The organism is Rhodococcus sp. NyZ502 (assembly GCF_041464245.1).
GTDB classification, from domain to species: domain Bacteria; phylum Actinomycetota; class Actinomycetes; order Mycobacteriales; family Mycobacteriaceae; genus Rhodococcus_F; species Rhodococcus_F qingshengii.
The window spans coordinates 86,344-97,343 of sequence record NZ_CP167155.1; the positions used below are offsets into that span (position 1 = coordinate 86,344).

General features: G+C 63.7%; 10 protein-coding genes. 6 read left to right on the forward strand and 4 right to left on the reverse strand.

Annotated features, from left to right (window positions below):
* Positions 1-7 precede the first annotated feature (7 nt).
* Entirely contained in the window at positions 8-328 is a 321-nt protein-coding gene (locus tag ACBG85_RS00445; protein ID WP_081557164.1) for a UBP-type zinc finger domain-containing protein, read from the reverse strand.
* A 26-nt stretch (positions 329-354) separates the two neighbouring features.
* Here ACBG85_RS00445 and ACBG85_RS00450 point away from each other — a divergent pair, with 26 nt between their 5' ends.
* From ACBG85_RS00450 to ACBG85_RS00475, 6 genes are all read left to right on the forward strand, one after another.
* Positions 355-1,950, forward strand: coding sequence for a Na+/H+ antiporter (locus ACBG85_RS00450; protein ID WP_030536674.1), 1,596 nt, complete (start codon positions 355-357; stop codon positions 1,948-1,950).
* Between the two features lie 182 nt (positions 1,951-2,132).
* Positions 2,133-3,752 (forward strand): ABC transporter substrate-binding protein, encoded by a 1,620-nt coding sequence (locus ACBG85_RS00455; RefSeq protein WP_003943605.1) that lies wholly within the window; start codon positions 2,133-2,135, stop codon positions 3,750-3,752.
* 127 nt (positions 3,753-3,879) lie between these two features.
* Positions 3,880-4,836: an ABC transporter permease gene (locus ACBG85_RS00460; RefSeq protein WP_003943571.1), complete on the forward strand. Its 957-nt coding sequence runs from the start codon at positions 3,880-3,882 to the stop codon at positions 4,834-4,836.
* Entirely contained in the window at positions 4,829-5,923 is a 1,095-nt protein-coding gene (locus ACBG85_RS00465) for an ABC transporter permease (RefSeq protein ID WP_007735813.1), read from the forward strand. The genes ACBG85_RS00460 and ACBG85_RS00465 overlap by 8 nt, the downstream gene beginning before the upstream one ends.
* Positions 5,920-7,017 (forward strand): ABC transporter ATP-binding protein, encoded by a 1,098-nt coding sequence (locus ACBG85_RS00470; protein ID WP_064688036.1) that lies wholly within the window; start codon positions 5,920-5,922, stop codon positions 7,015-7,017. Before ACBG85_RS00465 ends, ACBG85_RS00470 begins: the two co-directional genes overlap by 4 nt.
* Positions 7,017-8,006, forward strand: a complete 990-nt coding sequence (locus ACBG85_RS00475) for an ABC transporter ATP-binding protein (protein WP_063315311.1) — start codon at positions 7,017-7,019, stop codon at positions 8,004-8,006. Before ACBG85_RS00470 ends, ACBG85_RS00475 begins: the two co-directional genes overlap by 1 nt.
* On the opposite strand, the gene ACBG85_RS00480 is transcribed toward ACBG85_RS00475, so the two are convergent.
* The 3 genes from ACBG85_RS00480 to ACBG85_RS00490 form a co-directional block, all read right to left on the reverse strand.
* Entirely contained in the window at positions 8,007-8,606 is a 600-nt protein-coding gene (locus tag ACBG85_RS00480; protein ID WP_065456389.1) for a histidine phosphatase family protein, read from the reverse strand.
* 5 nt (positions 8,607-8,611) lie between these two features.
* Positions 8,612-10,021, reverse strand: a complete 1,410-nt coding sequence (locus ACBG85_RS00485; protein ID WP_333836537.1) for a diguanylate cyclase — start codon at positions 10,019-10,021, stop codon at positions 8,612-8,614.
* Positions 10,022-10,099: 78 nt separating this feature from the next.
* Entirely contained in the window at positions 10,100-10,990 is an 891-nt protein-coding gene (locus tag ACBG85_RS00490) for an alpha/beta fold hydrolase (RefSeq protein WP_372025787.1), read from the reverse strand.
* Between the last annotated feature and the right edge of the window lie 10 nt (positions 10,991-11,000).

Genomic DNA, 11,000 nt, shown 5'->3' on the forward strand with positions numbered 1-11,000 from the left:
CGCGCGGTCAGTCCATCAGGTCGTGGACGTAGCACCAGCGCCAGGATTCGCCGGGCTCGTGTGAGCGCATGACCGGGTGCCCGGTTTCGCGGTAGTGGTTGGTGGCGTGCTGATGAGGGCTGGAATCGCAGCATCCGACGTGGCCGCAGGACAGGCACATGCGCAGGTGAGACCAGTTATCCTCGCCCAACTCGGCGCACTCCTGGCAGACGCCGGGCGTCAGCGCCGCCGGGTCTGTTTCGGGCGCATTGGTTAGTTCCTCGCAACCGGTGGGAGCGGGTGCGGGCCGCTGTGTGCGAGCTGCTGCTCGCTTCAGGATTTTCTTCATCGCCTTCCATACTGCATGCTGCCAGGGTGAACGGCATATTACTGGGGGTTGTAGTAGCGGCGTTGCTGGTGGCGGCGGTCGCGCGAAGGTTCGGGCTGTCTTCGCCGCTGATCCTCGTCCTGGTCGGTTTGATCGCCTGTCAGATACCGGGTGTTCCGGAATTGGAACTCGATCCCGACCTCGTCCTGTTCGTCGTGTTGCCTCCACTTCTGTACTCGGCAGCACTGGACAGTTCATACCTGGCTTTGCGCTCGAATCTGCGTCCGATCGGATTTCTCGCGGTGGGGCTTCCCCTGGCGACGACGGCTGCGGTGGGCTTTGTCGCCTACCTGATCGTGCCGGAGTTCTCGATAGCGGCTGCTCTGGTTCTCGGCGCCATCGTGGCGCCGCCGGACGCGGTGTCCGCGAGCGCAATCGGACGCAAGCTCGGCCTGCCGCGCCGAATCATGACCCTGCTGGGCGGGGAGAGCCTGCTCAACGACGCCACCGCTCTGACGGCGTACAAGGTCGCTCTCGCGGCTGCCGTCGGTACGGGTGCGACGCTGATCGGCGGCTTCGAGACCTTCCTCGTCGCGGCGGTCGGTGGAACGGTGATCGGCCTCGCGGTGGGGTTCGTCATCTCGAAGGTTCGCGGCAAGCTCCAGGATCCGGTGATGGAGAGCGGAATCGGATTGGTGGTGCCGTTCTTCACCTACCTGGCTGCGGAAGAGGTCCACGCGTCGGGCGTCATCGCGGTCGTCGTAGCCGGATTGTTCCTCGGCCAGCGCTCCACCCGTGCGAGTTATGCGACGCGTTTGCAGGACACGGCAGTGTGGAGGGCCGTCGACCTGATCCTGGAGTCGTTCGTCTTCCTGTTGATCGGTCTCCAATTGCCCAGTGTCGTCAACGGATTGCAGGGGTACAGCACTTCGATCGTCGTCTGGGCGTCGGTTGCCGTTCTCGTGACCGTCGTGGTGGTCCGAATCGCCTGGGTGTTCCCGTTCACGTACGTACCGCGCTGGCTGTCGCCGCGTATTCGAGCGAGGGAGCCGGAGATTTCGGCGCGGGCGGTGTTCGTCGTGTCGTGGGCCGGTATGCGAGGGGTCGTGTCGCTGGCAGCTGCCTTCGCCATTCCGCTGACGGTCAACAGTGGGGAGGACTTCCCGGGGCGGTCGCTGATCCTGTTCCTGACGTTTGTCGTCGTGGTCGGCACGCTGTTGCTGCACGGCCTGACGTTGCCGTGGGTGATCCGTGTCCTCGGCGTGCAGGGGGACGAAGAGCAGTCCGACGCCCGCGCCGAGGCGGCCGCTCAGGACAAGGCTGCACGGGCCGCTGCGGCGCGGCTGGACGAATTGGTCGGAGCCGACGCCGACGACGTCCCTCAGGTCCGCAATCGTGCCGCGGACATCTTGCGAAGCTGGAACACCCACCGCGCGAACTCGGCGTGGGAGCGACTGGGACGCAGCGACGAGGATCTGGGGGAGAGCCCGTCGAACGCCTTCCGCTCGCTGCGCCTCGAGATGATCGATGCCGAGCGAGGCGTCTTCATCGCCGAACGCGATGCCGGCCGGATCGACGACGAGGTCCTCCGGAAGGTACTTCGCGAGCTCGATCTCGAGGAAGCGACGCTCGACCGGGACTAGACCGGCTGGTCTGCTGTCCACGAAGGTAACCGCTGGCCAGGGTCGGTTTACCTGACTGTTGAGGCCTGCAACTTAACCGATTCCACTGAGCGAGACTCGATCCAATTTTCTGTGCCTCCCATCACAGACTGTTTCGTGTTCAACATCACGTCACGGTCTTACCCCGCCTTGGAGGCATTCGAATGAGTCGTAGTTCCCGCCGCGGAAGTCGCAGATTGGCTGCGGCTGCGCTGGCGATCACCGCAAGTATGTTCCTGGCGTCGTGCGCCGACAACGGCTCGAGCAATGGCGGCGGCGAATCCGCTGATTCCGGTTCCTCGCTGAAGATCGGCATGGTCAACGAGCAGGCCGATCCCGGCACTCCCACCAAGGGCGGCACGCTGACGTTCAGCGGTTACTCGGCGGTCACGACTCTCGATCCCGCGAAGGCTCAGGTTGCCGGTGCCACCGGTGGCAGCGAGCTCAGCGCCATCTACGACGTGCTCATGCGTTACGACCCCATCGGGCAGAAGTTCGAGCCCAAGCTCGCTCAGTCGCTCGAAGCGAGTTCGGACAGCAAGACCTGGACGCTGAAGCTCCGCGACGGTGTGAAGTTCAGCGATGGCACAGCTCTCGACTCGAAGGCCGTCGCCGACAGCATCAACCGCTACGTCACCAACAAGGGACCTCAGTCGAGCCTGTGGGCTTCCAAGGTTGCCTCGATCGACACCCCAGACGCGACGACCGTAGTCTTCAACCTCGTTGATCCGTGGACAGGCATCCAGTCGATGCTAGCCACCGGACCCGGCATGATCGTCGCCCCGAGCGCCCAGCAGGGTGACCAGTTCACCCCGATCGGCGCCGGCGCCTTCACCCTCGAGAAGTTCGCTCCCAACGAGGAACTGCTGTTGGCTGCTCGCCCCGACTACTACGACGGCGCACCGAACATCGACAAGCTCAAGCTGATCAGCATCGTCGGCGCTCAGCCCACCGCCGAAGCACTCAAGACGGGCGGCATCGACGCCGCGTACATGCGTACGCTCACCCCGATCCTGGATCTGATCGAGTCGGGTTACCCCGGCTTCGTCGACATCCCGTCGCTCGGTTACATCGCCAACGTGAACATGGCCCCGGGCCGCCCGGGCTCGGATGTCCGTGTCCGCCAGGCGATGGCGCTGGCCGTCGATCCGGAGACGCTCAACACCCGCGTCAACAACGGCAAGGGACTGCCCGGCCAGGAGATCTTCCAGGATACCTCGCGCTGGCACAACGACGTCGCACCGATCGGCGTCGATCCCGCCAAGGCGAAGGAACTGCTCGATCAGGCCAAGGCCGACGGCTACGACGGAAAGATCACCTTCCTCTCCATCCAGGAACCGTCCGCACAGGCAACGGCTCTGGCCATCCAGGCGATGCTCAACGCAGTCGGCTTCGACGCTCAGATCGAATACGTCACCGGTGCAGGTGATCTGGTCAAGCGGATGTACGCCGATCACGACTACGACATGAGCACCGCAGCACTGAGCCTCGCCGAGGCCGATCCCTACGAGCGTCTGTACACGGGCATCAAGTCCGGTGGCCGTAACAACGCGACCGGCTACTCCGACGCCGAAATGGATGCTCTCCTGGACAAGTTGGGCGTCGCAACCACCGACGAGGACAAGAAGGCAGTCCTGGCACAGATCCAGGAACGCGCCAACGAGACCGTCCCGTGGCAGGTGTGGGGCAACGTCGCCGCACTCGACGTGTGGAACCAGAACGTTCACGGACTCGAGCAGAGCCTCGACGGAATCGTGCTCTTCGACGGAGCTTGGAAGTCCTAGAGAGCCTGAAGTTCACAGCCGGCCCCGCGCCCGTATTGCAGCGGATCGGGGCCGGCTGCGAACGAAGAAATGAAATCAGAGGAACTGCTGTGTATTGCGAGCTCGCTGTCCGAAGGAGACGAAATCGATGAACATCGGCGCAATAGGTAAGAAATTGGGCCAGCTCGTCATTGTGATCCTGATCGTCAGCTTCGGAACCTTCGTGCTGGCATCACTGATCCCCGGCGATCCCGCTGTCTCCGTTCTCGGTGAAGGCCGAACGCCTGCCGAGTACGAGGAAGTTCGGCAGCAGCTCGGACTCAACGATCCACTCCTGGTTCGCTATTGGGACTGGCTGACCAGCGCTCTCCAGGGCGACCTCGGCAACTCGCTCGTTCCCCCGCAGCAGGACGTCCTCACCGCGATCAGTTCCGCTCTCCCCGTCAGCGTTCAGTTGGCAGTGATGGGTCTGGTCATCGCACTCGTCGTCGCAGTTCCGCTCGCACTCTGGTCGGCGCACCACGAAGGCGGCGTCATCGACCGCGTCATCAGCGCCGCGACGTTCGGTGTTCTTTCCGTCCCGAGCTTCCTCGCCGGTCTGTTGCTGATCATGGTCACCGTCAACTGGCTCGGCTGGTTCCCGCGATCACAGTGGGTGCGCATCGGCGACAGCCTCTCCGGAAACCTCTCACACGCAATACTTCCCGCGATCACCATCAGCCTCCTCGAGATGGCGATGTTCACTCGCGTTCTCCGATCCGACCTGGTGACGACGCTCCGTGAGGATTACATCCTCGCGTCGAAGGCCAAGGGAATGCCCACGCTGCGAGTGCTTTTCAGTGACGCGCTCCGCCCGTCGTCGTTCTCGCTCATCACGATGATGGGTCTGGCTCTCGGCGGCATGATCGGCAGCACCGTGATCGTCGAGACGCTGTTCTCACTGCCCGGAATGGGCACGCTCATCGTCCGCGCAGCGCAGCAGGGTGATTCGCCGATGCTGCTCGGCGCGGTGGTCGTGATCGCGGTCATCTACGTCCTCGTCAACAGTGCGATCGATGTTCTGTACACCTATCTTGACCCGAGGAGTCGTCGTGTCCATGTCTGAAGTGACGCCAGACGGAGCGGCCCCGTCGCCGGCCCCGTCCGAGGTGATGACATACCGGCAGCAGACAGTCCTGCTGGCTCCCGGTCCCGTCGAGACGCTGGAACAGCCCAAGAATCTGGTCCTGATCGGATCGATTCTCACAGTGGTCGGCGTTGCGCTGCTCGGCACCGCACTCTTCGGTTCAGCGATCATGATGACCGTCCGCATCGTGCTCGCGCTCGTTGCCCTGGTTTTCCTCTTCAAGGGGCTCGGCAAACTCGGTACGTCCAAGTGGGGCAGTCAGTTCGATCTCTCGTACTGGTTGGCGTGCATCTGGCTGGTCGCGCTGATCCTGGCCGCGATCTTCGCGCCGCTGCTGCCGCTCGGTGAGTACAAGGACACGGTCAAGACCTTGGCCGAGCCGGGCTTCGCATCGCCGAGCCTGCTCTCCGATCATCCGTTGGGTACCAACAACTTCGGTCTCGACCTGCTCGCCCGCGCCCTGTTCGGTGCTCGCGCCTCCTTGACTGTCGCCATCTGCGCCGTGCTGATCGGCATGATCATCGGTGGCACCATCGGCGTCATGGCCGGCTATTTCCGTGGCAAGGTCGACGCCGTGGTCGGAATCCTGACCAACTCGCTGCTGGCCATTCCTTCTCTGGTGCTGCTCATCGCACTGGCCGCGGTGCTCACGTCGAACCTGCGCAACATCACCCTCGCACTGTCGATTCTCTGCATTCCCAGCATGGTTCGAATCGCCAGGGCAAACACCATCGTCGTAGCCCAACGCGAGTTCGTGCTTGCCGCGAGAGCCATGGGCGCCACCAAATGGCGCGTCATCTGGCGCGAGCTGGTTCCCAACGTCCTCGTTCCCGTCGCCGCGCTCGGCCTGGTGGCCGTCTCCGGCCTGATCGTCGCGGAAGCATCACTGAGCTTCCTCGGACTCGGTATCGCACAACCTGATCCGACCTGGGGCAACATGATTGCGGAAGGTCAGGGCGGGATCGTGGAGAAGCATCCGTTCATCGTCCTGGTACCAGGCGTCTTCCTCTTCCTGACGGTGTTCTCCTTCAACCTCATCGGCGAGAAGTATCGGAGTAAGCTGTGACCACTTCAGCTCAGAACGGCGTTCCGCTGCTGCAGGCGGACAACATCAGAACCGTATTCGCGACTCCCCGTGGTCAGTTGCGAGCAGTCGACGGTGTCTCGATCCACGTCTCCGCCGGCGAGACTCTCGGCATCGTGGGTGAATCCGGTTCCGGCAAGTCGGTTCTCGGGCGCACCATCATGGGACTGCTCCAGAAGGGTCCGGCTCTCGACATCAGCGGGACGGTGACGTTTGCCGGCCGCGACATGTCGACGATGAAGAAGTCGGAGATGAAGCACTTCTGGGGACCCGAGATCGCCATGGTCTTCCAGGATCCGATGACCTCGCTCAATCCGTTCAAGCGCATCGGTACCCACATCACCGAATCCTTGAAGTTCCACCTGGGTCTGAAGAAGGACGCGGCCCGCGATCGCGCAGCGGAACTCCTGTCGATGGTGGGTATCCCCGAGCCCAAGCGTCGGCTCGACCAGTACCCCCACGAACTTTCGGGAGGTATGCGACAGCGTGTGGTCATCGCGATGGCGCTGGCCTGCGAGCCGAAACTGCTGATCGCCGACGAGCCGACCACCGCTCTCGACGTGACGGTGCAGAAGCAGATTCTCGATCTGCTCGCCTCACTCAACGACAAGCTCAACATGGCCGTCATTCTGATCAGCCACGACCTCGGTGTGGTCTCGGGTCGATCGGACCGTGTTGCGGTCATGTACGCCGGTTCCGTCGTGGAAACGTCGGCGACCGAAGAGTTGTTCACTCGTCCGCGTCACCCGTACACTGAAGCGCTGATGGCTGCGATTCCGCGACTCGAATCACCGACGCACACAGTGCTGCAAACAATTCCGGGTGGGCTCCCGGACATGACGAAGCCGATCACCGGCTGCCGCTTCGCCGCCCGCTGCCGGTACGCCCAGGACGACTGCCTGACCGGCGAACCGGCCCTGGCTCCCGGCGGACCGGGGGACAACACAACCGAAAGCCACACGTTCGCGTGCCACTATCCGGTCGACACCCCTGGAGGCACAACGGCATTGGTCGCCAACGAGAAGGCCGGCACTACCGCAGCGGGCCTGACGCTCGCGGTGAAGGAGATGGTCTGATGACTGCATCAGTGGATACCAGAAAGCCCGAGACGGTGGACGCGGCCCTGACGGTCGAGGACTTGGTCGTCGAATTCAACGTCGGCAAGGGGCAGACCGTTCACGCCGTGTCCGGGATCAGCTTCACCGTCGCGCCGGGCGAAACCTTGGGCGTGGTCGGTGAATCCGGCTGTGGCAAGTCCACGGCGGGCCGGGCGATCATGCAGTTGCCCTCACCGACGTCGGGCTCGATCCGCCTCGGAGAGACGGAAATGACGGCACTGGGCGCGGAAGAATTGCGTCGCAGCCGCACTCAGCTGCAGATGATCTTCCAGGACCCGATCTCCTCGCTGAACCCACGACGCAAGGTCAAAGCTCTCATCACCGAGGGTCCGTCGATCTGGGGCGGAAAAGACAAGGCCGCCATCGAAGCTCGGGCGCGCGAGGTTCTTGCCGAGGTCGGGCTGGACCCGGACATGGTGTGGGACCGAACCCCACGCGAACTCTCGGGTGGTCAGTGCCAGCGCGTGTGCATCGCCCGCGCATTGATGCTCGACCCCAAGGTCCTGATCTGTGACGAGCCGGTCTCGAGTCTCGACGTCTCCGTGCAGGCGCAGATTCTGAACCTGCTCGAGGACGCGAAGAAGCGTCACGGGCTGTCGCTGCTGTTCATTGCGCACAACATGGCCGTCGTGAAGAACATCAGTGACCGCGTGATGATCATGTACTTGGGCCGCGTCTGCGAAATCGTTCCCGCAGAAGACATGCAGAACCGCGCGCTGCACCCGTACACGCAGCTACTGCTGGCGTCGATTCCCGATCCCGACGCCACCGTCACCGCGGCGCAGAACGTCGAGCAGAAGGTCATCGAACTGCCCTCGCCGCTCAATCCGCCCAGTGGCTGCCGCTTCCGCACGCGGTGCCCGCTGGCTACTGATCTCTGCGCCGAGGAAGTTCCCGAGCTGCGTCTCGTCGAGGGCGGCCATCAGGTGGCGTGCCACAACGTGTGACTACACGCGAAGCATGTTGCGTACGTGACCGGTTTCGTTGATCGACCCGACCCTGCGGCTTCCGTTTCGCGACACGAGAATGCGCGTGACGGACACGTACTCGATCGGGAAGGTCAACGGGCGCTCCAGTCCGAGCAGTTCCTGCAGAACGATGTTGACGACGCCGCCGTGGCAGAAGATCGCCACGGTGGCGTCGTTGTCCGTTGCCGCGACTATCTCGTCGATCGCACCGAGGACTCGCACACGAAAGGCGTCGCCGTCCACCGACTCGGGGAGCCAGCCGGCTTTGATGCGCGCATAGGTTTCCGGCGCCCGCTCCAGGACCTCGTGCATCGGGATGTAGTGCGGCTGCTCGTAGTCGTATTCCGCCAGGCCCTCGCGCTGGGTGACCGGAAGGCCCAATATCTGCGCTACCGGGGCTGCGGTCTCGAGTGCGCGCTTCTGCGGGCTGCTGAAGAGCCCGGTGATCCGGTACGGCGCCAGTGCTGCGGGCAGCCGTAGTGCCTGGGCACGACCTTCGTCGGTCAGCGAGGGATCTGCGCGGCCTTCGGTGACCTCGGCCAGTTCGGGGAGCGCGTGTCGGATCAGGAGTAGTTGCACCTACGTCACCTTGCCATGTAGAGATCGAACGCCACCACGAGGTTTCGGCCGTCGCGTTTTGCCTGGTACATCGCGTTGTCGGCGATATCGAGCAGCGTCTCCATCCCCGGCATCGCGCGATCGGCCCAGGCGACGCCGATACTGACCGTTCCCGCGAAACCGCGAATGGATCGCGCGTGGGCCTCTTGCGCCTCTCTGATGCGCTCCGCGAGCTGGATGGCTTCCTCGAAGGTGCAGTCGGCGGCGGCGACGGCAAATTCCTCACCACCCAGTCGGCCGGAGAGTCCCAGCCCTTCGGTAGCGGCGAGGAGGGTGTTTCCGAACTGTTCGAGGACCGAATCGCCGGTGAGGTGGCCGAGGTTGTCGTTGATCGATTTGAAGTGGTCGAGATCGAGCATCATGACGGCGATCGGTCGTTGTGCCGCGTGCTGGGCGTCGAGGAGTTCCTGCGATTGGGTCCAGAACGCGTGGCGACTCAGCGTTCCGGTGAGGGCGTCGCATTCGGCGATGCGTTGGAGTTCTCGCTCAGCGCGCCGCTGTGCGCCAGTGGCGACGGCTACGGCGATGGGGGAGAGTGCCATCAAGATGACGGAGATCCGGGTGGTCACCCCCTCACTGAGTAGGTGCACCGGATCTGCCAGTGCCAGACGGCCCTTACCCGCCATGACCAGTGCCCACGCGCTCCATCCGGCTGCCAGGAGTGAAGTGCTGAACAGTGAGACACGCATTGCGCACCACAGGAGCGCCGGCATCGGCAGCAGCAGCGCAAGGGCTCCCTGAACCTCCAGGGCGAGTGGCAGACAGGCCAGGAGAGCGGCCAGAGGCGCCAGGATCTGTGCGAGCCGCCTCAAGCGCAGACTCTGCCGCACGGACGGCCCGCAGGTTCTTCGAATGTGTTCGAGCGTCGGTGCCGACAGAACGATCGGCAGCACGATCAGATACGTACACAGATCGGCGAAGAACCACCCCACCAATTCCGTTGCCGCACCGCTTCCTTCGTGGAGTTGAGTGCGTAGTGCGCTGGCGGACCCGGCCGTGAACGACGCCAGAACCGAGATGAGGAAGATTCTGGCCGTGTACTTGGTTTCGGGGATCCGCCTCGGGAAGCAGCCGAGCAAGTTCGCGGCGATCAAGCCAGTGGTCACCCCGACCAGATTGATCGCATTCAATTCGAGGGCCCGCTGCACCGAACTTCCGGTCGAAAGATCCGCCGTCAATAGCGCGGCGCCGCCGACGGCGAGTCCGATCGGCGCAAACGAGCGAGGGTTACGGAGGAGAATGCCCAGAAGGATCGCGTTGGCGGGCCAGAAGGTCGACAGAAACCCGGGTGGACGGGCGGCGATGCCCGCCAGGGCGACAACGAGGATCGCCACGAAAATCAGGCACGAGCGCACCCGACGTGTCGAACGGTCCATGGTCAGCCTGTCGTAGAAAGCAGAAGCTGTCCGAGACTAGCAATGATCCGGCTACTGTCCGAGTTGTAACTTTAAGTGTCATCCCCGACGGTTCGGCTGCGTGAGGCGCCGAATCAAGTTCGCCAACCCCTCGGGTTGGTCGATCATCGCGTGGTGATGCGCCGGGCGCAGGACGTGAAAACTCCCACCGAGGTAGGTGGCGAGTTTCTGCTGCTTTGCCATCCAGGCGATGGACCAGGGAGTGGTGTGGCCAGTGTGTGCGGCTACGACGCTGAGGTCGATGTCGGGCAGTGGATGCTTGCTCGAGCGTCGTAAAGCGGTGAGCTCCAGCGCCATATCGGTGTACGCGACGTATTCGATCATCGCCGCTTCCAGATAATGAGGCTCGCGGTAGATCTTCCGCACCCATTCGAGAGTGGCTTCGGACGACCCGCTCGGCGGCACGGACTGGTTGAGGATCTTGCGCGTCGTCGTACCGAGGAGTCGTTGGAGCCCGGTGGTGCTGAACGAGGCCGCGGCGGCCCGGGAGGCGATCAGCAGCAGGTCGCGGGGGAACAGACGTTTCGGCTCCTTCTCGGCACTGGAATCGAGGAGGAGCATCCCCGCAGCCCGATCGGGGAACAGGCGCGCGAAGCCTTCGACGTAGAAGCCGGCGATGGAGTGGCCGACCACCACGGCCGGACCACTCAGTCCCAGAGTGTCGAGCACGTCGCGGATCCGCTGAGCTTCGCCGCGGACGGTCGGAACTTCGGAAGTAGGCTCGCTGAGCCCGAAGCCCGGGCGATCGAAGCGGACGACGGTGTGGTCCGACTGAAGATGACGCGCGCAGTCATCCCAGTCGAACCAATTGCCCGCCAGCCCACCGCACAGGACGACGACGGGGCCGTCGCCCTCGGCAAGAACATGCAGTCGGCTCTCGCCGACCTGCAAGATCTCGCCCGGTGGTTTCACGTGGAACAATTCCGGCACGCGAGAATCC

Excerpts from the sequence above, each read along its gene's own strand:
- ACBG85_RS00485 (WP_333836537.1), bottom strand. The coding sequence starts at position 10,021 with ATGGACCGTTCGACACGTCGGGTGCGCTCGTGCCTGATTTTCGTGGCG.
- ACBG85_RS00445 (WP_081557164.1), bottom strand. The coding sequence starts at position 328 with ATGAAGAAAATCCTGAAGCGAGCAGCAGCTCGCACACAGCGGCCCGCA.
- ACBG85_RS00465 (WP_007735813.1), top strand. The coding sequence starts at position 4,829 with ATGTCTGAAGTGACGCCAGACGGAGCGGCCCCGTCGCCGGCCCCGTCC.
- ACBG85_RS00460 (WP_003943571.1), top strand. The coding sequence starts at position 3,880 with ATGAACATCGGCGCAATAGGTAAGAAATTGGGCCAGCTCGTCATTGTG.
- ACBG85_RS00475 (WP_063315311.1), top strand. The coding sequence starts at position 7,017 with ATGACTGCATCAGTGGATACCAGAAAGCCCGAGACGGTGGACGCGGCC.
- ACBG85_RS00455 (WP_003943605.1), top strand. The coding sequence starts at position 2,133 with ATGAGTCGTAGTTCCCGCCGCGGAAGTCGCAGATTGGCTGCGGCTGCG.